Annotated in this window: 22 protein-coding genes; 10 read left to right on the forward strand and 12 right to left on the reverse strand. The window is 71.8% G+C overall.

The genetic code is table 11. The annotated features are described in order from the left end of the window. Positions 1-18 precede the first annotated feature (18 nt). From K4B79_RS11130 to K4B79_RS11145, 4 genes are all read right to left on the reverse strand, one after another. Positions 19-1257: a hypothetical protein gene (locus K4B79_RS11130; protein ID WP_374208455.1), complete on the reverse strand. Its 1239-nt coding sequence runs from the start codon at positions 1255-1257 to the stop codon at positions 19-21. 144 nt (positions 1258-1401) lie between these two features. Continuing rightward, on the reverse strand, positions 1402-3033 hold the full coding sequence (locus K4B79_RS11135) for a phospho-sugar mutase (protein ID WP_232026333.1): 1632 nt from the start codon (positions 3031-3033) through the stop codon (positions 1402-1404). Positions 3034-3512: 479 nt separating this feature from the next. Beyond that, a complete protein-coding gene (locus K4B79_RS11140) occupies positions 3513-4337 on the reverse strand; it encodes a purine-nucleoside phosphorylase (protein WP_232026334.1) in 825 nt (274 codons plus the stop codon). A gap of 92 nt (positions 4338-4429) precedes the next feature. Further along, positions 4430-4867, reverse strand: coding sequence for a gamma-glutamylcyclotransferase (locus K4B79_RS11145; RefSeq protein WP_232026335.1), 438 nt, complete (start codon positions 4865-4867; stop codon positions 4430-4432). 96 nt (positions 4868-4963) lie between these two features. Between K4B79_RS11145 and K4B79_RS11150 the strand changes: the two genes are divergently transcribed. From K4B79_RS11150 to K4B79_RS11165, 4 genes are all read left to right on the forward strand, one after another. Further along, positions 4964-6412, forward strand: a complete 1449-nt coding sequence (locus tag K4B79_RS11150) for an NAD(P)H-quinone dehydrogenase (RefSeq protein ID WP_232026336.1) — start codon at positions 4964-4966, stop codon at positions 6410-6412. A gap of 166 nt (positions 6413-6578) precedes the next feature. After that, positions 6579-7559, forward strand: a complete 981-nt coding sequence (locus K4B79_RS11155) for a DeoR/GlpR family DNA-binding transcription regulator (protein ID WP_308280430.1) — start codon at positions 6579-6581, stop codon at positions 7557-7559. Positions 7560-7750: 191 nt separating this feature from the next. After that, on the forward strand, positions 7751-8710 hold the full coding sequence (locus K4B79_RS11160) for a helix-turn-helix transcriptional regulator (RefSeq protein WP_232026338.1): 960 nt from the start codon (positions 7751-7753) through the stop codon (positions 8708-8710). Between the two features lie 153 nt (positions 8711-8863). Continuing rightward, on the forward strand, positions 8864-9565 hold the full coding sequence (locus K4B79_RS11165) for a hypothetical protein (protein WP_232026339.1): 702 nt from the start codon (positions 8864-8866) through the stop codon (positions 9563-9565). A gap of 123 nt (positions 9566-9688) precedes the next feature. Here the strand turns inward: K4B79_RS11165 and K4B79_RS11170 are convergent, their stop codons facing one another. Continuing rightward, positions 9689-11461 (reverse strand): acetyl/propionyl/methylcrotonyl-CoA carboxylase subunit alpha, encoded by a 1773-nt coding sequence (locus tag K4B79_RS11170; RefSeq protein ID WP_232026340.1) that lies wholly within the window; start codon positions 11459-11461, stop codon positions 9689-9691. Between the two features lie 383 nt (positions 11462-11844). On the opposite strand from K4B79_RS11170, the gene K4B79_RS11175 reads away from it, so the two are divergent. Then, the gene (locus K4B79_RS11175) at positions 11845-12336 is read left to right on the forward strand and encodes a hypothetical protein (protein ID WP_232026341.1); all 492 of its coding nucleotides are present in this window, start codon (positions 11845-11847) and stop codon (positions 12334-12336) included. Here the strand turns inward: K4B79_RS11175 and K4B79_RS11180 are convergent. The 4 genes from K4B79_RS11180 to K4B79_RS11190 all read right to left on the reverse strand — a co-directional run bounded on the left by K4B79_RS11180 (position 12305) and on the right by K4B79_RS11190 (position 15013). After that, positions 12305-12925, reverse strand: a complete 621-nt coding sequence (locus tag K4B79_RS11180; protein WP_232026342.1) for a Maf family protein — start codon at positions 12923-12925, stop codon at positions 12305-12307. The two genes, K4B79_RS11175 and K4B79_RS11180, sit on opposite strands and share 32 nt — an antisense overlap. Before the next feature lie 22 nt (positions 12926-12947). Next, the gene (gene mmpB, locus K4B79_RS47715) at positions 12948-13076 is read right to left on the reverse strand and encodes a morphogenic membrane protein MmpB (protein ID WP_269463374.1); all 129 of its coding nucleotides are present in this window, start codon (positions 13074-13076) and stop codon (positions 12948-12950) included. A gap of 111 nt (positions 13077-13187) precedes the next feature. Next, positions 13188-13400: an acyl-CoA carboxylase epsilon subunit gene (locus tag K4B79_RS11185; RefSeq protein WP_232026343.1), complete on the reverse strand. Its 213-nt coding sequence runs from the start codon at positions 13398-13400 to the stop codon at positions 13188-13190. A 17-nt stretch (positions 13401-13417) separates the two neighbouring features. Continuing rightward, positions 13418-15013 (reverse strand): acyl-CoA carboxylase subunit beta, encoded by a 1596-nt coding sequence (locus K4B79_RS11190; RefSeq protein WP_232026344.1) that lies wholly within the window; start codon positions 15011-15013, stop codon positions 13418-13420. Between the two features lie 111 nt (positions 15014-15124). Between K4B79_RS11190 and K4B79_RS11195 the strand changes: the two genes are divergently transcribed. Then, complete coding sequence (locus tag K4B79_RS11195; RefSeq protein ID WP_232026345.1) at positions 15125-15985, forward strand: biotin--[acetyl-CoA-carboxylase] ligase; 861 nt, start codon at positions 15125-15127, stop codon at positions 15983-15985. 211 nt (positions 15986-16196) lie between these two features. After that, the gene (locus K4B79_RS11200) at positions 16197-17327 is read left to right on the forward strand and encodes an adenylate/guanylate cyclase domain-containing protein (RefSeq protein ID WP_232026346.1); all 1131 of its coding nucleotides are present in this window, start codon (positions 16197-16199) and stop codon (positions 17325-17327) included. Between the two features lie 27 nt (positions 17328-17354). Here K4B79_RS11200 and K4B79_RS11205 read toward each other — a convergent pair whose 3' ends face one another. Continuing rightward, entirely contained in the window at positions 17355-18059 is a 705-nt protein-coding gene (locus K4B79_RS11205) for a hypothetical protein (protein ID WP_232026347.1), read from the reverse strand. A gap of 228 nt (positions 18060-18287) precedes the next feature. Between K4B79_RS11205 and K4B79_RS11210 the strand changes: the two genes are divergently transcribed. From K4B79_RS11210 to hutH, 3 genes are all read left to right on the forward strand, one after another. Continuing rightward, positions 18288-19091 carry an enoyl-CoA hydratase/isomerase family protein gene (locus K4B79_RS11210; RefSeq protein WP_232026348.1) on the forward strand — a complete coding sequence of 268 codons (804 nt, stop codon included), beginning with the start codon at positions 18288-18290 and terminating at the stop codon, positions 19089-19091. 165 nt (positions 19092-19256) lie between these two features. Beyond that, complete coding sequence (locus K4B79_RS11215; protein WP_232026349.1) at positions 19257-20510, forward strand: GGDEF domain-containing protein; 1254 nt, start codon at positions 19257-19259, stop codon at positions 20508-20510. A 38-nt stretch (positions 20511-20548) separates the two neighbouring features. Further along, on the forward strand, positions 20549-22087 hold the full coding sequence (hutH, locus tag K4B79_RS11220; protein ID WP_232026914.1) for a histidine ammonia-lyase: 1539 nt from the start codon (positions 20549-20551) through the stop codon (positions 22085-22087). A 90-nt stretch (positions 22088-22177) separates the two neighbouring features. On the opposite strand, the gene K4B79_RS11225 is transcribed toward hutH, so the two are convergent. Then, positions 22178-22972 (reverse strand): hypothetical protein, encoded by a 795-nt coding sequence (locus K4B79_RS11225; protein ID WP_232026350.1) that lies wholly within the window; start codon positions 22970-22972, stop codon positions 22178-22180. 42 nt (positions 22973-23014) lie between these two features. Continuing rightward, positions 23015-23329, reverse strand: a complete 315-nt coding sequence (locus tag K4B79_RS11230) for an LPXTG cell wall anchor domain-containing protein (protein ID WP_232026351.1) — start codon at positions 23327-23329, stop codon at positions 23015-23017. Positions 23330-23386: the final 57 nt, after the last annotated feature.

The raw sequence follows: 23386 nt of genomic DNA on the forward strand, positions 1-23386 counted from the left end.
TACGGTCGAGCCGCCACATCACGGCGCCGCCGGCCACACCAGCGCCATGTACGCGCTGCCGTACCCGCCGCATGTCAGCGCCGCCGTCAGCATCAGGGCGCGGTAGCGGGCCGAGGCCCGGGACAGGTGCAGGGCCAGGGGGAGCAGCAGCGGGAACGCCGGCAGGAGGAAGCGGGCGCGCGGGAAGTACACGCCTGCGCTGCCCAGCACGATCACCAGCAGGACGCCCGTGAACACCAGCAGCGCGAACGGCTGGCGGTCCCAGACCGACAGGACGAAGAGCACGGCCGCGGCGAGCAGGGTCAGCGTCACCATCACCAGGAACAGCTGCGGGGTGGGATTGTTCAGCAGTAGCTCCCGCATCCGGCGCAGGGTGTATCCGCCGCCGTCCAGCTCGTTGTGCCACAGCCGCTGTACGGCGAAGTAGCCGTCCCAGCGGCCCACTCGCAGGCCCACCCAGCCGACGTATCCGCACCAGCCGAGCGGCGCGACGATCGCGGCGGCGAGGACGCGGGGCTCGAAACGGTGGTGGCGGCGCAGCGTGAGGAGCAGGGTGAGCAGGCCGGTGAGCGAGACCGCCGCCGCCACCGCGATCCCCGTCGGGCGGGTCAGGCCCGCGCACACGGCCAGGGTTGCCGCCGACAGCCAGCGGCCGGTCAGGACCGCGTACAACGACCAGGCCGCGCACGCCGTGAACAGGGACTCCGTGTAGCCCATCCACTGCACCAGACCCGCCGGGAGCGCCGCCCAGAGGGTGGTCAGGAGGATGCCCGTACGGCGGCCGTGCAGGTGGTCGCCGACCTTGAACACACCCCACGCCGCGACGAACGACGAGACCACCGCGATGGCCAGGCCGGTGCTCGCCCGGGAGCCGGGGGTGATCACCGCGATCGCCTTCATCAGGTACGGGTACAGCGGGAAGAACGCCAGGTTGTTCGCGTCGTACCGGGTGCCGAGGTCGTGCGCGTAGCCGTGGTCGGCGATGCCGAGGTACCAGTCCGCGTCCCACTGCGTCGCCAGGATCGGCCAGACGGGCTCGTGTTCGTGGTGCGCCCAGACGGTGAGCAGCAGCAGGGTCGTCGTGCGTACGGCCAGGTAGGCGAGGAGGGCGGGGGTTGCGTGGGTCAGGGCCTCGCGGGCTCGGGTGGCGCGGGTGGCCCGGGTGCCTGTTCTGTCTGTGAGGGGTGGGGTTTCTCCGAGGGGGTGGGGGGCCGGGGTGGGGCCGCCGAGGGTGGGTGTGGGTGTGGTCGGGGGCACGGCGGGCTCCAGGGTGGTTCGGGGGTGCTTCCGAACCACCGTTGCCCGGGGGGTGGGGCGGGGTGGGGAGCCTGGGTCAATGCGCCGGGGTAAATCACTCGATGGGGTGGGTTGGGCTGGGGTGGGTTGGGTTGGGGTGCGGAGTCAGATGCCTGCGGCTGTGGAGAGGTCCTGCTTGATCGTGGTGAGGAGTGTCCGTGCCCGGGTGTGGGCCGGCGGGAGGTCTGCGTGCGATTCCACCGGGATCACCACCTCCAGGTAGCACTTCAGCTTCGGCTCCGTGCCGCTCGGGCGGACGATGACCCTGGCGCCGTCGAGCGTGTAGCGCAGGCCGTCGGTGGGCGGGAGCTTCGCGGTGCCCCGGGTGAGATCGTCGGTGCGGGTGATGGGCAGGCCCGCGAGGTGGGTCGGGGGGTGCTCGCGGAGGCGGTCCATCGCGGCGGTGATCAGTGACAGGTCCTCCACGCGGACCGAGAGCTGGTCCGTGGCGTGCAGGCCGTGCTCCACGGCGAGGTCGTCCAGGAGGTCCAGGAGGGTGCGGCCCTCCTCCTTGAGCGTCGAGGCCAGTTCCGTGATCAGGAGGGCCGCGGTGATGCCGTCCTTGTCGCGGACGCCCTCGGGGTCGACGCAGTAGCCGAGGGCCTCCTCGTAGCCGTAGCGGAGGCCCTCCACTCGGGCGATCCACTTGAAGCCGGTGAGGGTCTCCTCGTAGGGGAGGCCCGCCTTCTCGGCGATCCTGCCGAGGAGGGAGGAGGAGACGATGGATTCCGCGAACGTGCCCCGCGCTCCGCGGTTGACCAGGTGTGCTGCGAGTAGGGCGCCTACCTCGTCGCCTCGGAGCATGCGCCAGTCTGTTTTTTCTTTTACGGCCACCGCGCAGCGGTCCGCGTCCGGGTCGTTGGCGATGATCAGGTCCGGGTTCGTCTCGCGGGCCACCGCGAAGGCGAGGTCCATCGCGCCGGGCTCTTCCGGGTTGGGGAAGGCGACCGTCGGGAACTCCGGGTCGGGGTCCGCCTGTTCGGGGACGAGGACGGGGGGCGGGAAGCCCGCGCGCGCGAAGGCGGCGAGGAAGGTGTCCTTGCCGACGCCGTGCATCGCGGTGTAGACGGTGCGGGCCGTGCGGGGGGAGGCGGGGGCGAGTACGGCGTCCGTGCGGGTCAGGTAGGCCTGGAGGACGGCGTCGTCGAGGGTGTCCCAGCCGGTGGTGGGGCGGGGGACGTCGTGCAGGGAGGCGATCGCCGCGATCTCCGCTGCGATCTCGGCGTCGGCGGGCGGGACGATCTGGGAGCCGTCGCCCAGGTACACCTTGTAGCCGTTGTCGCGGGGCGGGTTGTGGCTGGCGGTGACCTCTACACCGGCGACCGCGCCGAGGTGCCTTATAGCGAACGCCAGGACGGGGGTGGGGAGGGGGCGGGGGAGGACGGCCGCGCGGAGTCCCGCTCCGGTCATCACGGCGGCGGTGTCCGCCGCGAAGTCGGCGGACTTGTGGCGGGCGTCGTAGCCGATGACGACGAGGCCGTTGGTGTGGCCCTGCTTCGTGAGGTACGCGGCCAGGCCGGCGGCGGCTCGGATGACGACGGAGCGGTTCATGCGCATGGGGCCGGCGCCGAGTTCGCCTCTCAGGCCCGCGGTGCCGAACTGGAGGGTGCCGGCGAAGCGTGCGGTGAGCTCGGGGACGTCCTCGGCGTCGATCAGCTTGGCGAGTTCGGCGCGGGTTTCCGCGTCGGGGTCCTCGGTCAGCCATGCCTTGGCCCGGGCGATGAGGTCGTCTTGCACGGTCGGTCAGCCCTCTCGTCTGTCGTCTGTCGTTCGTTGCGGATGCCTGCGGCGCGCTGTGCGGCTTCGGTGGGGGTGCGCGTAGCGCCTACGGTTGTGGGGTGGGTCGGGGCCGGGGCGGGGGGTGTCCGTCCTCGGTCCGGCGGTGCTCTTTTTCCGGGTAGTGCTGCGTGTCGGACGCCGGCCGCTGCGGGCGGACACCCCCCGCCCCGTCCCCTTACCGCCGTGGGCGGCTACGACGCCCACGGCAGCCGGTACATCATGTCCAACGGCGGCTTCCCCACCTAAGGGGCGCGGGGAACTGCGCGACCAGCCACGACGGGCCCGCAGCCGCCCTACGACCTCACGAGGCACCCCGATAGGCGCACGGCAACCCCTCCCACCTAAGGGGCGCGGGGAACTGCGCGACCAGCCACGACGGGCCCGCAGCCGCCCTACGACCTTCCGCGGCACCCCCCTACCGCTCAGCCGGCCGCAGGCTACACGCGGGAGAGGACCTGGGTGAGGAGGGAACCCATGCGTGTGGCGCTGTCGCGGCCGGCCTGGAGGACCTCCTCGTGGTTGAGGGGCTCGCCGGTCATGCCGGCGGCGAGGTTGGTGACGAGGGAGATGCCCAGGACCTCCGCGCCGGCCTCGCGGGCGGCGATCGCTTCGAGGACCGTGGACATGCCGACGAGGTCCGCGCCGATGACGCGGGCCATGCGGATCTCGGCCGGGGTCTCGTAGTGGGGGCCGGGGAACTGGGCGTAGACGCCCTCTTCGAGGGTGGGGTCGACCTCCTTGCACAGGGCGCGCAGGCGGGGGGAGTAGAGGTCGGTGAGGTCGACGAAGTTGGCGCCGATGATGGGGCTGGTCGCGGTCAGGTTGATGTGGTCGCTGATCAGGACCGGCTGGCCGGGGCGCATGCCCTCGCGGAGGCCGCCGCAGCCGTTGGTGAGGATGATCGTCTTGCAGCCGGCCGAGACCGCGGTGCGGACGCCGTGGGCGACTGCGGCGACGCCGCGGCCCTCGTAGTAGTGCGTGCGGCCCAGGAAGACCAGGGCGCGCTTGGCGCCGAGGGTGTACGAGCGGATCTTGCCTCCGTGGCCCTCGACGGCGGGGGGCGGGAAACCGGGGACCTCGGTCACCGGGAACTCGGCGTCGGGGGTGCCCAGGGCGTCCACGGCGGGTGCCCAGCCGGAGCCCATCACGAGGGCGACGTCGTGGGTCTCGGCGCCGGTCAGCTCGCGCAGGCGCGCGGCAGCGGCGTCGGCTGCGGCGTGGGGATCGTCCTGGATGTCGTCCGGAAGAAGAGATGCGTTCACGCGAAGAGGGTAGCCGGTTTGGGCCTACGCGCGTAGATGACAGAGCGCACGGGATGGCGATCGTTGTCTTGTCGTTTCCAACCAGAGGGGTGTCAGCAGGGCCGCTTGCGCAGTTCCATCACGTAGTCGTGCGGGGCGCCCGCCGATTCCGCCGCGTCGGCGATCTCGCCCAGGTAGCGGGCCGAGGGGAGGCCGCCCTCGTAGGCGTTGAGGACGTAGGTCCAGACCGGCTCCTGGCCGTCCAGGGTGTGGACGCGCATGCGGGCGCGGCGGTAGATGTTCAGGCCGACGCCCACCCAGCGGTCCATGGAGTCCTCGTCCAGGGGCGCGATGTCGTAGAGGGCGACGAAGACCTGGGCGTCGGGATCCTCGACCAGGGTCGCCAGGGCGCCCTCCCAGCCCATGTGCTCGCCGCCGAAGGTCAGCCGCCAGCCGTTCAGCCAGCCCGTCGCGCGCAGCGGGGAGTGCGGGGCGCGGCGGCTCATCAGCCGGGCGTCGAGGTTGCCGGAGTACGCGGCATAGAGCGACATGGGGAGAGGGTACGGCAGGGCCAAAGGCGGCCACTCCCGTAACAGTGGTATCTCGGGCGGGGCCCCGGACGGTGGCACGGCGAGTCGTGCGGGACAATGGAGTACGTGACTCGGATCGTGATCATCGGTGGCGGACCCGGCGGATACGAGGCGGCCCTGGTGGCCGCCCAGCTCGGCGCGGAGGTGACCGTCGTGGACTGCGACGGTCTGGGCGGGGCGTCGGTGCTCACCGACTGCGTGCCGTCGAAGACCCTTATCGCCACGGCCGAGGTGATGACCACCTTCGATTCGTCGTACGAGGAATTGGGGATCATCGTCGCCGACGACACTCCGCCCATGGAGCAGGCGGCGAGAGTGGTCGGGGTTGATCTGGGGAAGGTCAACCGGCGTGTGAAGCGGCTCGCGCTGGCCCAGTCGCACGACATCACCGCGAGTGTGACGCGGGCCGGGGCGCGGGTGCTCCGGGGGCGTGGGCGGCTTGAGGGGATGCAGGCCCTCGACGGGTCGCGGAAGGTCGTGGTGCGGGCCGCCGACGGGAGTGAGGAGACTCTCGTCGCGGACGCCGTGCTTGTCGCCACCGGTGGGCATCCCCGTGAGCTGCCCGACGCGCAGCCCGACGGTGAGCGGATTCTGAACTGGACCCAGGTGTACGACCTGAACGAGCTTCCCGAGGAGCTCATCGTGGTCGGGTCCGGTGTGACCGGTGCCGAGTTCGCCGGCGCCTATCAGGCGCTGGGGTCCAAGGTCACGCTCGTGTCGTCGCGGGACCGGGTGCTGCCCGGTGAGGACCCGGACGCCGCGGCCGTGCTGGAGGAGGTCTTCCGGCGGCGCGGCATGAACGTCATGGCTCGGTCTCGGGCCCAGTCCGCCAAGCGGGTGGGGGACCGGGTCGAGGTGACCCTGGCCGACGGGCGGGTCATCAGTGGCTCGCACTGTCTGATGGCCGTCGGTGCCATTCCCAACAGCGCCGGGATGGGGCTGGAGGAGGCCGGGGTGCGGCTCCGGGAATCTGGGCACATCTGGACCGACAAGGTCTCCCGGACCACGGCTCCCGGTGTGTACGCCGCCGGTGACGTGACCGGGGTGTTCGCGCTGGCCTCGGTGGCGGCCATGCAGGGGCGGATCGCCATGTACCACTTCCTCGGTGACGCGGTGGCCCCGCTGAATCTGAAGACCGTGTCCTCGAACGTGTTCACGGATCCCGAGATCGCCACCGTCGGATACACCCAGGCCGACGTCGACGGCGGCAAGATCGACGCCCGTATGGTGAAGCTGCCGCTGCTGCGCAACCCGCGCGCGAAGATGCAGGGCATCCGGGACGGGTTCGTCAAGATCTTCTGCCGGCCGGGCACCGGGATCGTGGTCGGCGGTGTCGTCGTCGCGCCTCGTGCCTCCGAGCTCATCCATCCCATCTCGATCGCCGTCGACAACAATCTGACCGTCGAACAGATCGCGAACGCGTTCACCGTTTACCCCTCTCTTTCCGGCTCGATCGCCGAGGTGGCACGGCAGTTGCACACTCGGAAGGACTCGGGCGAGGGCTGACGGCCGAAAGCGATTGCTCGCTGGTCACAGCGAGTTGTCGAGCATTCGTGCGGCATAGTCGGCGGGCGTAGGCCCTATACCACTTCCCGCCCTCCTGTGCGAACAACTTCTGCTATTCGGCGCAAACTGCTGAAACCAGACGGTCGTTGGGGTTACTGTCAGTTTCGTGTTCGCTGCAGAACGTCGCCAATTGATCCTCGAAATGGTGCGAGCGAACGGGGCCGTGTCGCTCCGTGAGCTCGCCCGCGTCGTCCAGACCTCCGAAGTGACCGTACGGCGGGACGTGCGCGCACTGGAGGCAGAAGGACTCCTCGACCGCCGACATGGCGGTGCGGTATTGCCGGGCGGTTTTACGCGGGAGTCCGGCTTTCCGCAGAAATCACATCTCGCGACCGCCGAGAAGACGGCCATCGCCGATCTCGCCGCCAGCTTCGTCGAAGAGGGCGAGGCCATCGTGGTCGGGGCGGGTACCACCACACAGGAACTGGCACGCCGTCTCGCCCGCGTGCCAGGTCTGACCGTCGTCACCAACTCGCTTTTGGTCGCCCAGGCATTGGCCCACGCCAACCGGGTGGAAGTCGTGATGACCGGCGGCACCCTGCGCGGCTCCAACTACGCGCTCGTCGGCAGCGGTGCCGAACAGTCCCTCCAGGGGCTGAGGGTCTCCAGGGCCTTCCTGTCCGGGAGCGGGCTCACCGCCGAGCGGGGGCTCTCCACGTCCAACATGCTCTCCGCGTCCGTCGACCGGGCGCTGGTCCAGGCCGCCGCCGAGGTCGTCGTCCTCGCCGACCACACCAAGCTCGGCACCGACACCATGTTCCAGACCGTGCCGACCGATCTGATCACGCGGCTGGTGACCGACGAACCGCCCGCGCACGACGACCGTGCCGCCACGGAGCTTCAGGCGCTCGCCGATCAGGGGGTGCAGATCGCCGTGGCCGGTGCGTCGGAGAACCCGGGGGGTGATCGGGTCCCGGCGCGGCAGCAACAGCGCCGGGACGTGGCCCTGCCGGGGCCTCGGCGGGGGCAGGTCCAGGGGTCCGCCCCCGGGTTGCGTACGGCCGCGGTGTTGGGTGAGCAGGGGCCGGGGGTGTCCGGTACGTCGGGTGCGGAGCGGGCTCGGGTTGCGGATCTTCGTCGGCGTTGAGGGTCCGTCACGGGGCGCCTGAGAGCTCGGGAGCGTCTGTCGTATGGCGGGTGCGGCTGGCTTGTGGCTGGTCGCGCAGTTCCCCGCGCCCCTGAGAGGGTGGGGCTGACCTGGGTGTTTCCGTGGCCCGTGCCTTGGTGAGGGTGCTGGGGAGTGTGCTCGTGGAGGTCAGTGCTGTTGATGTTCGGCGGGTGCGGGGGCTCGTTCGGGAGTTGGAGGGGGCCGACTGTGCCGAGGAACTGTGGGGGCGGGCGCTCGGCGGGGTGATGGCGCTGGTGCCCGCGGACGCGGGGCAGCGGTATCGGCTCTCGCCGGACGGGGGCGAGGTCTTCGCGCTGTCGCGGCCCGCGGACTCCTTTCACGCGGATCCCCGGGTGATCTACGACCATCCGCTGGACCACCCGCTCACCGGGCTCATGCTGGGTGCGGCCGGGCCGGGGGCCTGGCGGGTGAGCGATGTCGCCGGGGACCGTGAGTGGGAGCGCACGCACTGCTACAACCTGGACTTCCGGCCCTTCGGACTGCGTCGGCACCTGGTGGCCACGGCCGGGCGGGACACCACCGCCGTCGAGGGGTACGCGCTGGTCCGCGCCGGCGGTGACTTCAGCGAGCGGGACCGGGATCTGCTGAGCTTCGTCCAACTCCACCTCGATCTGGTGGAACGGCGGTTCGCCGAGCGGGAACGGCTGCTCGCGCTCACCGCCGCCGCCCTCGAACTCGCCGGGATCCAGGGGCACGGGGTCGCCGCCCTCGACGGCGCCGGCCGTCCGCAGCCGCTGAACGCCGTAGCCGCCGACCTGTTGGCCGTCGTGGGCGACGACCCCCGGCTCGCCGCGGGTGTCTCCTTCACCGCCCGGCAGGTCGACGTGCGGTACGTGCCCGCCGTCGGTCCCGAGCGGCCCGCCCTGCTGGTCCTGCGTGATCTCGCCCGCGCGCGTGCCGTCGCCCACCGGCTCGGGGTGACCGAGCAGGAGCACCGGACGCTGCGACACCTCGACCGGGGGCGTACGGCGACGGAGGCGGCCCGGCGGATGGGGCTCTCGCCCGCCACCGTGCGCGGCTACATCGCCTCCCTGCACCGGAAGCTGGACGCGGGACACACGGCGGCCCTGCTGCGGCGGGGACGGGACCTGGGGCTGCTCACCGACTGACGCACACCCGCGGTGTACCCGGTAAGGGCTTACTGGTTGCGTTATGTCGCGATCCGTCAGAATTGACGGATGGTCCGGGGTCGGGCCGGGTCGCTTCACTGGTGGAAGGCGGAAGGCGACCCGTCGCCGGGCCGCGCGCCGAGGGGGACTCTCATGACCACGACTCCGTCACGCACGCCCACCACCGCCGAGGACGGCACCGGCCGGCCCGCTCCCGGGCGTCTCCTGGCCGCGATCGGCGCCACCACGGGCCCCCTGCTGTTCGCGGCGGCCAACCTCGCCATCCCCTACGAGACCGACGACTCGACCAGGGACCTGGTCGCCACCATCGCCGGCAACCAGGACGCCACCGAGCTGTCCCTGTGGCTGTGGGCGGTCGGGACGCTGGTGTTCGCGCCGGGACTGGTCGCCGTCGGACTGCTCGCCACCGCCCGCTCCGCCAGGCTCGGCCTGTGGGGCGCCGTCCTGTTCGGCACCGGGCTGCTGGCGGTCACCGCGACCCCGTCGCTGGACACCGTGGTGCTCGGCGGGCTCGACGAGGGGGCAGGGCAGGACCTCCTGGTGCGGACGGTCGACGGGATCAACGGGCTGGCCGTGGTGAACGGACCGATTCTCTACTTCATCGGGGCCCATGTCGTCGGCGCGATCCTGCTCGGGGTGGCGTTTCTGCGCGGTCGGACGATTCCGGCCTGGGCCGCCTGGCTGCTGATCGTCTCCATGCCCCTCAACGTGGTCGGGCACGTGATGGGCCTGATGCCGCTCGTCGTGCTCTCCTTCGTGCTGCTCGCCGTCGCCTTCGGCTGCGCGGGGCTGGTCATCGCCCGGCACGGCACCGGCTGGGTGCGCGCCAAGTAGGCCACCGTCTCGGGGGACGGGGAAAACGAGGCGCCCTGGGGACCGGAACTCCGGCCCCCAGGGCGCCTCGGGGTGTCGTACAAGATGCCGTAGGAGATGTCCTACGGCTGTCTGCCCTGCGGCTCAGTCCTTGATCTCGCAGATCGGGGCGCCGGAGGTGATGGAGGCGCCGACGTCCGCGGACAGGCCCTTGATGGTGCCGGCCTTGTGGGCGTTCAGCGGCTGTTCCATCTTCATGGCCTCCAGGACGACGACCAGGTCGCCCTCCTTGACCTCCTGGCCCTCCTCGACCGCGATCTTGACGATCGTGCCCTGCATGGGCGAGGCGAGGGTGTCGCCGGAGGCGACGGGGCCGGACTTCTTGGCCGCGCGGCGCTTGGGCTTGGCGCCGGCGGCGAGGCCGGTGCGGGCCAGGGACATGCCCAGGGAGACGGGGAGGGAGACCTCCAGGCGCTTGCCGCCGACCTCGACGACGACCGTCTCACGGCCCGGGTCCTCTTCGGTGTCCGCGTCGGCGGGGGCGGCGAAGGGCTTGATCTCGTTGACGAACTCGGTCTCGATCCAGCGGGTGTGGACCGTGAAGGGGTCCTGGCTGCCGGTGAGCTCGGGGGCGAACGCCGGGTCGGTGACCACCGCGCGGTGGAAGGGGATGGCGGTGGCCATGCCCTCGACCTGGAACTCCTCCAGGGCGCGGGCGGCGCGCTGCAGGGCCTGCTCGCGGGTGGCGCCGGTGACGATCAGCTTGGCCAGCAGGGAGTCCCAGGCCGGGCCGATCACGCTGCCGGACTCCACGCCCGCGTCCAGGCGGACGCCCGGTCCGGACGGCGGGGCGAAGGTGGTGACGGTGCCGGGGGCCGGCAGGAAGCCCCGGCCCGGGTCCTCGCCGTTGATGCGGAACTCGAAGGAGTGGCCGCGCAGCTCCGGGTCGCCGTAGCCGAGCTCCTCGCCGTCGGCGATGCGGAACATCTCGCGCACCAGGTCGATGCCGGCGACCTCCTCGGTGACCGGGTGCTCGACCTGGAGACGGGTGTTGACCTCCAGGAAGGAGATCGTGCCGTCCGCGCCGACGAGGAACTCCACGGTGCCGGCGCCGACGTAGCCGGCCTCCTTGAGGATGGCCTTGGAGGAGGAGTACAGCTCCGCGACCTGGGCCTCGGACAGGAACGGGGCCGGGGCCTCCTCGACCAGCTTCTGGTGGCGGCGCTGCAGGGAGCAGTCGCGGGTGGAGACCACGACCACGTTGCCGTGGGTGTCGGCCAGGCACTGCGTCTCCACGTGGCGGGGCTTGTCGAGGTAGCGCTCGACGAAGCACTCGCCGCGGCCGAAGGCGGCGACCGCCTCACGGACCGCCGAGTCGTACAGCTCGGGGACCTCTTCGAGGGTGCGGGCGACCTTCAGACCGCGGCCGCCACCGCCGAAGGCGGCCTTGATGGCGATCGGCAGGCCGTGCTCCTGGGCGAAGGCGACGACCTCGTCGGCGCCGGACACCGGGTCGGGGGTGCCGGCGACCAGCGGGGCGCCGGCGCGCTGGGCGATGTGCCGGGCGGCGACCTTGTCACCGAGGTCCCGGATGGCCTGCGGCGGCGGGCCGATCCAGATCAGGCCCGCGTCCAGGACCGCCTGGGCGAACTCGGCGTTCTCCGAGAGGAAGCCGTAGCCCGGGTGGATGGCGTCGGCGCCGGATTCACGCGCGGCGTTCAGTACCTTGCCGATGTCCAGATAGCTGCTCGCCGGAGTGTCACCGCCCAGGGCGAACGCCTCATCCGCGGCGCGCACATGCAGAGCGTCCCGGTCCGGGTCGGCGTAGACGGCCACGCTCGCGATGCCGGCATCCCGGCAGGCCCGGGCCACGCGGACAGCGATTTCGCCACGGTTGGCGATGAGCACCTTGCGCACGATTGAGGCTCCCTCCTTGAAACAAGCCGAGTTTAGGGACTGCCGACACGGCGCATCGACCCGTCCCCAGTGGTGAGCTTGCCCACACGGAGCGTGATGCGAGGCTTGCTCCACCGGCGAAATCCCTTGTCGCACCTCGGTACGCAGGACTCCTCTGCGAAACCCTAGCCCTCCTCTGTGGTCAAGGTCTCTGTGAGAGCGTGCTGCGGACCACTCCGTTTCTTTGTGGAGTCCCTACGAACGGACCAATGATTCTTTGCCGCCCGCCGAACCCTTGTCCCGCGGTTTACCCGTTAGTAGCGTTCAGGATGTCTCGAACGTACTTGGGGTAACTGGCGTCCGCCTCGGACGGCACTCGAACAGCTCGGAAGTGGGTGGGCCCGGTGGTGCGCAGGCCGGTGGCGTGGATCGTGGCGGTCGTGCTCTTCGTCGAGGCGCTCGGCGTCGCCGCGCTCAACTGGTTCCTCGGGGTGGTCGTCGACCGTCAGGACATGTCCCTGGCCGGGCTCGACCCGCACGTGATGTCGACGTCCTCGAAGATCGGCGGCATCGTCTTCGGCCTCTACTTCGCCTTCTGCGGCCTGGTCGCGCTGCTGGTCGCCCTCCGAGACCGCCGCCCGGCCGGCCTCGGCCGCATCCTGCTGATCAGCGCGGCGGTCGTGCACGGCCTGCTGGGCGCGTTCGCGTGGGGGCTGATGGGCTGGCCCGAGTTCCTGTTCATGGTCGTCGTCCTGGCCCTGATCGTGCTGCTGCTGATGACCTACGACGGCCAGGAGGCGCCCGCGGCGACCGAGCCGCGGGACAGCGCGCCCCAGGACGGGCCGGACACCAGCGGCTCGCCGCTCACCGGTCCGCCGGCGCCCACAACTCCGTGATGCCGACGCCCAGTTCGGCCAGCAGCTTGCGTACCAGGGGCAGGCTGAGGCCGATCACATTGCCGTGGTCCCCGTCGATGCCGTCGATGAACGGGGCCGAACGCCCGTCCAGCGTGAACGCCCCGGCCACGTAAAGGGGTTCGCCCGAGGCGACGTACGCGGCGATCTCCTCGTCGGTCGGCTCGCCGAAGCGGACGACGGTGGAGGCGGTGGCCGAGACGTACCGTCCGGTGGCCGTGTCGTGGACGCAGTGGCCGGTCCGGAGCGTGCCCGCCCGGCCCCGCATCGCCTTCCAGCGGGCGGTGGCCTCCTCGGCGTCGGCCGGCTTGCCCAGCGCCTCGCCGTCCAGGTCGAGCACAGAGTCGCAGCCGATCACCAGCGCGCCGGTCGCCTCCGGCAGTGCGGCGACCACTGACGCCTTGGCCTCCGCGAGAGCGAGGGCCAGTTCGGCGGGGGTGGGGGCGCTGACGGCGTCCTCGTCGACGCCGCTGACGATGACCTCGGGGGCGAGGCCCGCCTGGCGCAGGAGGTTCAGGCGGGCGGGGGACTGGGAGGCCAGGACGAGACGGCGGCGCGGCTGATCGGTCATGCGGCCAGGGTATCGGCGGCCCTCACCCCACGCCGAGCACGATCATCGCGAGCACCATGGCCAACGCCAGGAAGAGGCCCAGTCTGCGCAACATGTCCTGCATGTTGCGCAGTTCCTCGGGCGGCTCGTTCTCGGGGTCGGACCACAGCATGCCACTAGCGTGGGGCTTGGCGGGGGGTGCGGGCCTGAGTACGGGTACTTAAATCCGGGCCCTGGGTTATGGCTGGGTGCGCGGTTCCCCGCGCCCCTGAAGAACCACCGCTCACCCGGGCCAGTACGTGCGGGTCCATGCCGTGGGGCCCGGCTGGGGGAGGCGGTGGGCCGCGATCCTTGACGGGTCGGACCATGCGTCCCTCGGGGACGGGTCGGCGCCGGGGGGCTCGGTCGCTGCCGCCGCGGCGCGGGCGCGGACCACCGCCAGGGCGGCGGCCAGCTCCTCGGGGGTCGGGTTGCCTCGTACGACCTTGATGTTCATGACGGCTCCCAGCAGGGCTAGAGGGGGATGTTGCCGTGCTTCTTGGGCGGGAGTGACTCTCGCTTGGTGCGGAGTTGGCGCAGGCCGCGGACGACGTGGCGGCGGGTGTCGGACGGCATGATCACGGAGTCGATGTAGCCGCGTTCGGCGGCGACGTAGGGGTTGAGGAGGGCGTCCTCGTACTCCTGGATCAGCCGGGCGCGCACCGCCTCCAGATCCTCCCCGCCCGCCTCCGCCTCGGCGATGGTGCGCCGGTGCAGGATGTTGACCGCGCCCTGGGCGCCCATGACGGCGATCTGGGCGGTGGGCCAGGCCAGGTTCAGGTCGGCGCCGAGGTGCTTGGAGCCCATGACGTCGTAGGCACCGCCGAAGGCCTTGCGGGTGATCACGGTGATCAGGGGGACGGTGGCCTCGGCGTAGGCGTAGATCAGCTTGGCGCCGCGGCGGATGATGCCGTCGTGCTCCTGGTCGACGCCGGGCAGGAAGCCGGGCACGTCCACGAAGGTGATGACCGGGACGTTGAAGGCGTCGCAGGTGCGCACGAAGCGGGCGGCCTTCTCGCTCGCCTTGATGTCGAGGCAGCCCGCGAACTGCATCGGCTGGTTGGCGACGATGCCGACCGGCCGGCCCTCGACCCGTCCGAAGCCGGTGAGGATGTTCGGCGCGAACAGCGGCTGCGTCTCGAAGAACTCGGCGTCGTCCAGGACGTGTTCGATCACCGTGCGCATGTCGTACGGCTGGTTCGCAGAGTCGGGCACGATCGCGTCCAGCTCGCGGTCCTCGTCGGTGACCGCGAGATCGGCCTCCTCGGCGTAGAGCGGGGGCTCGGAGAGGTTGTTGGACGGCAGGTACGACAGCAGCTGCTTGACGTACTCGATGGCGTCCTTCTCGTCCCCGGCCATGTGGTGCGCCACACCGGAGGCGGAGTTGTGGGTGCGGGCGCCGCCCAGCTCCTCGAAGCCGACGTCCTCACCGGTGACCGTCTTGATGACGTCCGGGCCGGTGATGAACATGTGCGAGGTCTGGTCGACCATGATCGTGAAGTCGGTGATCGCGGGGGAGTACACCGCACCGCCCGCACACGGGCCGACGACCAGCGAGATCTGCGGGATGACACCGCTCGCGTGGGTGTTGCGGCGGAAGATCTCGCCGTAGGCGCCGAGCGAGGCCACGCCCTCCTGAATGCGGGCGCCGCCGGAGTCGTTGATGCCGATCACCGGACAGCCGGTCTTCAGCGCGAAGTCCATCACCTTGACGATCTTCTGGCCGTAGACCTCGCCGAGCGCGCCGCCGAAGACGGTGAAGTCCTGCGAGAACACGGCGACGGGGCGGCCGTCGACGGTTCCGTACCCGGTCACCACACCGTCGCCGTAGGGGCGGTTGGCGTCCAGGCCGAAGTTGGTGGAGCGGTGGCGGGCGAACTCGTCCAGCTCGACGAAGGAGTCCTCGTCCAGGAGGAGTTCGATGCGCTCACGGGCCGTCAACTTGCCCTTGGCGTGCTGCTTCTCGACGGCGCGTGCGGAGCCGGCGTGCGTCGCTTCCTCGATACGGCGCTGGAGATCCGCGAGCTTGCCCGCGGTGGTGTGGATGTCGATCTCTTCCGGCTCGGACATCGGTCTCGCGGCTCCCTGCCTGCTCAAAAGGGGGGACGGTTACTCATCCGTAGAGTAGTGGGGGGCCTACGAAACAGCAGTGCGGCGTTTCACACACCTAGGGTGGCTTGCATGACGCCGCGAGATGCAGCAGACGACAGCCGCTGGTCCGACCTGGACCGTCCGCCCCTCAACGCCCCGGCGCTGCGTCGGGGCCTGGTACGGGACGGCGGCCTGTGGTGCGACGTGGACGTGGTGCAGCGCACCGGCTCCACCAACGCGGACCTGGTGGCCCTGGCCGAGCGCGGTGACGCGGAGGAGGGCGCGGTCCTCGTCGCGGAGGAGCAGACGTCCGGGCGGGGCCGCCTGGACCGGCGGTGGACCGCGCCGCCGCGCTCGGGCCTCTTCTTCTCCGTCCTGCTGAAGCCCGCCGAGGTACCGGTGACCCGCTGGGGCTGGCTCCCCCTCCTCACCGGCGTGGCGGTGGCCACGGGGCTGTCGCGGGCGGCGGGTGTCGACACGGCACTCAAGTGGCCGAACGACCTGCTCGTGACCGTCGCCGGCGAGGAACGCAAGGCCGCCGGCATCCTCGCCGAGCGCGCCGGCCCCGACGGCGTGGTCATCGGCGTGGGCATCAACGTCACCCTCCGGGAGGACGAACTCCCCGTCCCGCAGGCCGGATCACTGGCCCTGGCCGGCGCCGTCAGCACCGACCGCGACACCCTCCTCCGCGGCGTCCTCCGCTCCCTGGAGCAGTGGTACACCCGCTGGCGCACCGCGCAGGGAGACCCAGCGGTGAGTGGTCTCCAGGAGACCTATGCGGCGGGCTGCGCGACGCTGGGAAGAACGGTGCGGGCCGAGCTTCCTGGGGACCGTTCGATCGTGGGGGAGGCGGTAGCGGTGGACGGGGACGGCCGCTTGGTGATCGCCACCGAGGCGGGCGTACAGGAACCAGTGGGCGCCGGCGACATCGTCCACTTGCGCCCCGCGTGAGCTGGACCAAACCTTTCTTGGGGGCGCGGGGCTGTATCGATTTGCGGCTCCGCCGCGTGGGCGCGACCAGCCACGACGGAGCCGCAGAGGACCAGGGACCCAAGCCACCCACGATCCCCCGGCCCAACCTGACGGAGTGAGCTGGCGCACACCTGCCGTAAAGTGAAGGCCGGTCGATACCTGACCGTGGCAGATCGGAAGGGCAGCAGGCGTGACCGTCGACGACACGGGCTCCGGCGCGGACGCGGACGGCCGGGAGGATCCCGATGCCGCCGCTCCCGGCGAGGACAACCCGCTCGCCCTGCGCCTGGAACAGCTCATCCTCGGCGCCGAGAGGCGCTACACCCCCTTTCAGGCGGCCCGGAGCGCGGGCGTCTCCATGGAGCTGGCCTCCCGGTTCTGGCGGGCCATGGGCTTCGCCGACATCGGGCAGGCCAAGGCGCTCACCGAGGCGGACGTACTGGCGCTCAGGCGCCTGGCCGGTCTCGTCGAGGCGGGGCTGCTGAGCGAGGCGATGGCCGTGCAGGTGGCGCGGTCGACCGGGCAGACCACCGCCCGGCTGGCCGAGTGGCAGATCGACTCCTTCCTGGAGGGGCTGACCGAGCCGCCCGAGCCGGGCATGACCCGCACCGAGGTGACGTACCCGATCATCGAGCTGCTCCTGCCCGAGCTGGAGGAGTTCCTCGTCTTCGTCTGGCGGCGCCAGCTCGCCGCCTCGGCCGGCCGGGTCGTCCAGGCCGCCGACGACGAGGAGATGGTCGACCGGCGTCTGGCCGTCGGCTTCGCCGACCTCGTCGGGTTCACCCGGCTGACCCGTCGGATGGAGGAGGAGGAACTCGGCGAGCTCGTCGAGGCCTTCGAGACCACCGCCGCCGACCTGGTGGCCGCGCACGGCGGGCGGCTCATCAAGACGCTCGGCGACGAGGTGCTGTACGCGGCCGACGACGCGGGTGTGGCCGCCGAGATCGCGCTGCGGCTGATCGAGACGATGGCGAACGACGAGACGATGCCGGAGCTGCGGGTCGGCATCGCGTTCGGCACGGTCACCACCCGTATGGGCGATGTCTTCGGTACGACGGTGAACCTCGCCTCCCGGCTGACGTCGATAGCTCCGAAGGACGCCGTCCTCATCGACAGTGCCTTCGCCGAGGAGCTGATCCGCACCGCCGAGGCGCCCGCCTCCGAGGCGGAGGCGGCGGAGGCCGCGGCGACCGCCGAGAAGGAGGGCGAGGAGCCACCGTCCTACCGTTTCGCGCTCCAGCCGATGTGGCAGCGGCCCGTGCGCGGCCTCGGTGTGATCGAGCCGTGGCTGCTCACGCGACGGGTCACGCAGCAGCCGTAGCCGTCTCCATCGGTGCTGGTCGGCGGGTCAGTCCACGCACAGGCCGACGACCGGTACGCAGAGGCCGGGCCGGTCCGGCCGGCCGGGCTGGTCCGGCTGCGGGGCCGGTGGGGTCGAGGTGTGGCTCGGGGTGGGCGCCGGTTGCGGGGGCGCGGTGTGGGTGGCCGACGGCGGACCGGCTGTCGCGGTGGGTGCCGGGGCGCCCGGTGTGTTCGGGGCCTGCGGGATGGTCGTGGGGGCGGCCCAGGCGGCGGAGGGCGAGCCGGTCGCGGCCGGTGCGGGGGCGAGGGACACCCCGGGGACCGGGGTCGCGGTCGTCCCGCCCAGGGCCGCGGTGGCCGACGGGCTCACCTTGGGGACGGCGACGGTGACGGCCGCGTTGGTCGCGCGGTCCGTGCCGGTGGCGGTGCCCGGGTCGTCCGGGCGGGGCTCGGCCTCCGCGGTGCCGGGGCCGGCGACTCCGGAGTCCGGGGTCAGTCGTACGAGACTCAGGGCGCCGGCCGCCAGGGCCAGACCGCCGGCGACGAGCAGCACCTTGCGGGGGCGGGGCTTGCGGTGACGGCCTCGCGAGGTGAAGAGCCGGGCCCCGGTGGCGAGCGGCTCGGGTGGTGTCGTCGGGTGTCCGGGTGGTGGGGTCGGATGCCCGGGTGGTGCGGTCGGGTGCCCGAAGGGTGCCGGCGTGGTCGGTGTGGTGGTTCTCTGCGGCCTCGCGGGTGTGTCCGTCGTCGTCATCGCGCTCCTCCCCAGTGCCCCGCGCCCCCCTGTGCGCCGTGGCGGACGCACGTTATGCGCTGTCGTGGGCGGTGCGGTGGGGGTTGTGAGGGATGTTCACTCGAACGGGGTGTCGGAGCCCGAAGGGGGAACCGTCGGTGGCCCGCCCTTTCCCCGGCGGGGCTCGGCTGCGATGATCGGAACGACAGGACGTTAACCGTCGTTAACAGGGTGAGCCGGGAGGATGTCATGGGCGAGGAGCGGTTCGGGGAGTTCGTGCTGGTGCGGCGGCACGGGGACGGTCGGCATGTCGCGGAGCTGGCCCTCGACCGGCCCAAGGCCATGAACGCCGTCTCCACGGAGATGGCCCGCTCCGTCGCCGCCGCCTGCGCCGCGCTCGGTGACGACAAGGACGTCCGTGCGGTCGTGGTGACCTCGACGCACGAGCGGGCCTTCTGTGTCGGTGCCGACCTGAAGGAGCGCAACTCCTTCAGCGACGCCGATCTGGTACGGCAGCGGCCGGTGGCCCGGGGTGCCTACACCGGGGTGCTGGAGCTGCCGGTGCCGACGATCGCGGCCGTGCACGGATTCGCCCTGGGCGGCGGCTTCGAGCTGGCCCTCGCCTGCGATCTGATCGTGGCGGACGGGACGGCCGTGGTGGGGCTGCCCGAGGTGTCCGTCGGGGTGATCCCGGGCGGCGGCGGCACCCAGCTGCTGCCCCGCCGGGTCGGCGCCGCCCGCGCGGCCGAGCTGATCTTCACGGCGCGGCGCGTGGAGGCCGCCGAGGCGCGGGAGCTGGGGCTCGTGGACGTGCTCGTGGCGGAGGGCCGGGACCGCGAGGAGGCGTTGGCGCTGGCCGGCCGGATCGCCGCCAACTCGCCGGTGGGTCTCCGCGCCGCCAAGCGTGCCCTGCGTCTCGGCCATGGCCTGGATCTCCGCGCCGGGCTGGAGGTCGAGGACGCGGCCTGGCGCTCGGTGGCGTTCTCGGGGGACCGCGCGGAGGGGGTGGCCGCGTTCAACGAGAAGCGGAAGCCGCAGTGGCCGGGGGAGTGAGTCGGGACGAGTCCCGGCCCCGGAGACGGCGAGTCCCGAGAACCCGCAGGAGCACTCGCACTCGCCCTCACTGACCCGACCGTCCTCACTCACCCGGCCCGTCCTCACTCACCCGCACGACCCGTCAATGTCCCCTTTGCGGTAGAACCTCCCTAGCCTGGAGTGATGGGTGAGGACAGGCGCCTGGCGGCCGTGGTCGCGCTGGCTCAGGGCATGGCGGCGGCCCACAGCTCACGGGAGACGTGGCGCGCCGCCGCGGCCGGGGCCTGCCGTGCCCTCGGGGGCAGCTTCGCCGCGCTGTCGGTGTGGGAGCGGGAGTTGGGCCGGCTCCGGGTCCTGGTGAACGTCGGGGAGCGGGCCCCGGACGAGGAGGAGTTCCCGGAGGCCGAGGCGTATCCCGTGCACCAGTTCGCGGAGATCACCGAGTTCCTGCACGAGCGGTGGGCGGGCGGCGGCGAGCCCAACGCCTGGGTGGAGACGGCGGAGGGTCCGGCGGCCGGGCGCAGACCCGGTTACGTCCATCAGCGGGTCGCCGCGCTGCGCAGACGCGGGCGCGGCTGCTGTGTCGTCGCCCCGATCGTGCTGCACGGGCGGGCCTGGGGCGAGCTGTACGTGGCCCGGCCGGTCGGCGCCCCCGTCTTCGACCGTGCCGACGCCGACTTCGCCACCGTGCTGGCCTCCGTCGTCGCCGCGGGTATCGCGCAGGTCGAGCGGCTGGAGGAGGTGCGGCGGCTGGCGTTCACCGACGCGCTGACCGGCCTCGCCAACCGCCGTGCCGTCGACATACGGCTGGACGAGGCCGTCGAGCGGCATCGCAGGGAGGGGGTGGTGGTCAGCCTCGTCGTCTGTGACCTCAATGGCCTCAAGCGGGTCAACGACACCTGTGGGCACGCCGTCGGCGACCGGCTCCTGGAGCGCTTCGGGTCCGTGCTGTCGCTGTGCGGGGCGATGGTGCCGGGCGCGCTCGCCGCCCGCCTCGGCGGGGACGAGTTCTGCCTGCTCGCGGTCGGGCCGCCCGTCGACGAGGTGGTGAAGGCCGCCGACGAACTGTGCCGCCGGGCGGCCGAGTTGGAGCTGGGGGAGGGGGTCGCCTGCGGAGTCGCCTCCACCGAGGACGCCATCGGGCCCGTCCGCTCCGCCCGCCGGCTCTTCCGGCTCGCCGACGCCGCCCAGTACCGTGCCAAGGCCGAGCGCGCCACCCGCCCGGTCGTCGCCGGCCGCGAGGGCCCGGACGATCCCGTCGTACGCCTGGCCGACGAGCCGTCCGGCGAACCGGCCGCCGAGCCCGCCGTCGAACGCAGGCGGTTCCGGGGACGGCCGTGGACGGAGACGGGTGGGGCGGCGGAGGCGACGGGTGGCTCGGCGGAGGCGGCGGGTGGGGCGGCGGAGGTAAGGGGCGAACCCGGGCCCCACTGGTGACATCTTGGAATTCACTGCGTAGGCTCCTGAATATGGATATGCACACTGTGGTGGTGGGGACGTCCGGGGTGACCGCGGCCGACGTGCTCGCCGTGGCGCGCGGCGGAGCACGGATCGAGCTGTCCGGGGAGGCGGTCGCGGCGCTCACCGCGGCCCGCGCGATCGTGGACCAGCTGGCGGCCAAGCCCGACCCGGTCTACGGCGTGAGCACCGGCTTCGGCGCCCTGGCGACCCGGCACATCAGCCCGGAGCTGCGGGCCCAGTTGCAGCGCAACATCGTCCGCTCGCACGCGGCCGGCATGGGACCGCGGGTCGAGCGCGAGGTGGTGCGCGCGCTGATGTTCCTGCGGCTGAAAACCGTCTGCTCCGGACACACCGGTGTCCGCCCCGAGGTCGCGCAGACCATGGCCGACGTCCTCAACGCCGGGATCACCCCGGTCGTCCACGAGTACGGCTCCCTCGGCTGCTCCGGCGACCTCGCCCCGCTCTCGCACTGCGCCCTGACCCTCATGGGGGAGGGCGACGCCGAGGGGCCCGACGGGGTCGTGCGACCCGCCGGCGAACTGCTCGGCGAGCACGGGATCGCCCCCGTCGAACTGCGCGAGAAGGAGGGGCTCGCCCTCCTCAACGGCACCGACGGCATGCTCGGCATGCTGCTCATGGCCCTCGCCGACCTCGACACCCTCTACAAGTCGGCCGACATCACCGCCGCCCTGTCCCTGGAGGGCCTCCTCGGCACCGACAAGGTCCTCGCCCCCGAGCTGCACGCCATCCGCCCGCACCCGGGGCAGGGCGCCAGTGCCGCCAACATGCTGGCCGTGCTGAAGGGTTCGCAGCTCACCGGCCACCACCAGGACGACGCGCCCCGCGTCCAGGACGCCTACTCGGTGCGCTGTGCCCCGCAGGTCGCGGGCGCCGGACGGGACACCATGGCCCACGCGCGGCTGGTCGCCGAGCGGGAGCTGGCGTCGGCCGTGGACAACCCCGTGGTCCTGCCCGACGGGCGGGTGGAGTCCAACGGCAACTTCCACGGCGCTCCGGTGGCCTACGTCCTGGACTTCCTCGCCGTCGTCGCCGCCGACCTCGCCTCCATCGCCGAGCGCCGTACCGACCGGCTGCTCGACAAGAACCGCAGCCACGGCCTGCCGCCGTTCCTGGCCGACGACGCGGGCGTCGACTCCGGGCTGATGATCGCCCAGTACACGCAGGCCGCCCTGGTCAGCGAGATGAAGCGGCTGGCGGTGCCCGCGTCCGCCGACTCCATCCCCTCCTCCGCCATGCAGGAGGACCACGTCTCCATGGGCTGGTCCGCCGCCCGCAAGCTGCGCACGTCCGTCGACCACCTCACCCGCGTCCTCGCCGTCGAGCTCTACGCCGCCACCCGCGCCGTCGAGCTGCGCGAGGGCCTGGCACCGGCGCCCGCGACCCAGGCGGTCATCGAGGCCGTACGCGAGGCGGGAGTTCAGGGGCCCGGCCCGGACCGGTTCCTGGCGCCCGACCTCGCGGCCGCCGACGCGTTCGTGCGGGAGGGGCTGCTGGTCGCGGCGGCGGAGACAGTCACCGGGCCGCTCCAGTAGCCGTACCGCCGGTTCGCTCCGGACGCACGAAGGGGCCCTGCCGTACGTACGGCAGGGCCCCGGACGGTCAGAGGCGCGGTAAAGGGCGGGCTACTTGAGCTTGGCCAGCTGGGCGTCGATCACGGCCGCGGGGATCTCGGCCGCCTTGCCGGCGCCCGCCGAGACGAAGTTCACCGTGTAGTACGTGGTGACGGTGGAGCCGACGCGGACGACCTCGGTGTTGAAGGTGGCCGTTCCCGCGCCGTCCATGGCGGAGTCCACGGAGAACGCGACGGACTCGTCGCCCTTGCCGGAGGCCTTGCCCGCAGTGACCTTGGTGAGCTTCTGCTGCTCGCCCTGGGCGGTGATGCCGAACCCGCCGGAGCAGGCCGCGACACCGTCGGAGACGGCCCTGACGGCCTTCTCGGCGCCGTCGCCCTGGTAGGAGGAGAGGCCCACGAAGGTCATGTCGATGTCGAAGGCGTTCTCGATGTCGGCCTCGGTGAGGTCCTCGGGGGCCTTGCTCGCCGCGTCCGCGGACGGGTCCTTGGACACGGTGTTGCTCGCGTTCGCGTCGGTCTCGCCCGGAGCGAGTCCGGCCATGGCGTACGCCAGCGGTGCGCACGCGGCCTTGTCGGCCTTCACGTCGCTCTTGGACTTCGGCAGGGTGTCGTCGCCGGAGGCGACCTTGTACCCCTTGACCTCGCCCTGCGCCAGCAGCAGCTTCTCCAGCTCGGCCGCGCTGAACGCCTTGGCGGCGGTGGTCGGCGAGGAAGCCTTGTCGGAGCCCTTGTCCGAGCCCTCGGACGAGTCCTTGCCGTCCGATCCCCCGCCGCAACCCGTGATGAGGGCGAGCGCCAGCACGCTCACAGCGGCGCCTGTGCGTGCCCTCGATGATCTCTTCATGAGCGGACTATGAAGGCGCTGTCAAGAAAACGTCAAGCCAATTCAAAACCCGAGACGCTCCCGACGCACCGAGTAGACGACGAACCCGGCACCGAGGGTCAGGAACATCGTGCCGCCGATGACGTACGGGGTGGTGTCGAAGCTGCCGGTGTCGGCCAGTTGGGTGCCGTCGCCGGTGGTCGACGAGATCTGGGTGGTGGCCGCGGTCGAGACGCGCGCCTGGGTCGTGGAGGTCGTCGCGGGCGCCGTACTCGCCGGGTGGTCGTCCGTCGCGTTGGCGGACGGGACGAACCACAGGGCACCCAGCAGGGTCCCCGCGGCGGTGGCGGTCAGCAACGAACGACGAGCGGATGACACGGAATATCGATCCCCTTGTGGCGCTGGCGAATTGGCCGTGTGGGGCGATGTTAGTGA

Origin of the sequence: Streptomyces lincolnensis (assembly GCF_021173675.1) — a bacterium.
Lineage (GTDB): Bacteria > Actinomycetota > Actinomycetes > Streptomycetales > Streptomycetaceae > Streptomyces > Streptomyces lincolnensis_B.

Excerpts from the sequence above, each read along its gene's own strand:
- K4B79_RS11145 (WP_232026335.1), bottom strand. The coding sequence starts at position 4,867 with ATGTCGCTCTATGCCGCGTACTCCGGCAACCTCGACGCCCGGCTGATG.
- K4B79_RS11150 (WP_232026336.1), top strand. The coding sequence starts at position 4,964 with ATGGAGTACGTGACTCGGATCGTGATCATCGGTGGCGGACCCGGCGGA.
- K4B79_RS11165 (WP_232026339.1), top strand. The coding sequence starts at position 8,864 with ATGACCACGACTCCGTCACGCACGCCCACCACCGCCGAGGACGGCACC.
- K4B79_RS11180 (WP_232026342.1), bottom strand. The coding sequence starts at position 12,925 with ATGACCGATCAGCCGCGCCGCCGTCTCGTCCTGGCCTCCCAGTCCCCC.
- mmpB (WP_269463374.1), bottom strand. The coding sequence starts at position 13,076 with ATGCTGTGGTCCGACCCCGAGAACGAGCCGCCCGAGGAACTGCGCAAC.
- K4B79_RS11185 (WP_232026343.1), bottom strand. The coding sequence starts at position 13,400 with ATGAACATCAAGGTCGTACGAGGCAACCCGACCCCCGAGGAGCTGGCC.
- K4B79_RS11190 (WP_232026344.1), bottom strand. The coding sequence starts at position 15,013 with ATGTCCGAGCCGGAAGAGATCGACATCCACACCACCGCGGGCAAGCTC.
- K4B79_RS11195 (WP_232026345.1), top strand. The coding sequence starts at position 15,125 with ATGACGCCGCGAGATGCAGCAGACGACAGCCGCTGGTCCGACCTGGAC.
- K4B79_RS11205 (WP_232026347.1), bottom strand. The coding sequence starts at position 18,059 with ATGACGACGACGGACACACCCGCGAGGCCGCAGAGAACCACCACACCG.
- K4B79_RS11210 (WP_232026348.1), top strand. The coding sequence starts at position 18,288 with ATGGGCGAGGAGCGGTTCGGGGAGTTCGTGCTGGTGCGGCGGCACGGG.
- K4B79_RS11215 (WP_232026349.1), top strand. The coding sequence starts at position 19,257 with ATGGGTGAGGACAGGCGCCTGGCGGCCGTGGTCGCGCTGGCTCAGGGC.
- hutH (WP_232026914.1), top strand. The coding sequence starts at position 20,549 with ATGCACACTGTGGTGGTGGGGACGTCCGGGGTGACCGCGGCCGACGTG.
- K4B79_RS11225 (WP_232026350.1), bottom strand. The coding sequence starts at position 22,972 with ATGAAGAGATCATCGAGGGCACGCACAGGCGCCGCTGTGAGCGTGCTG.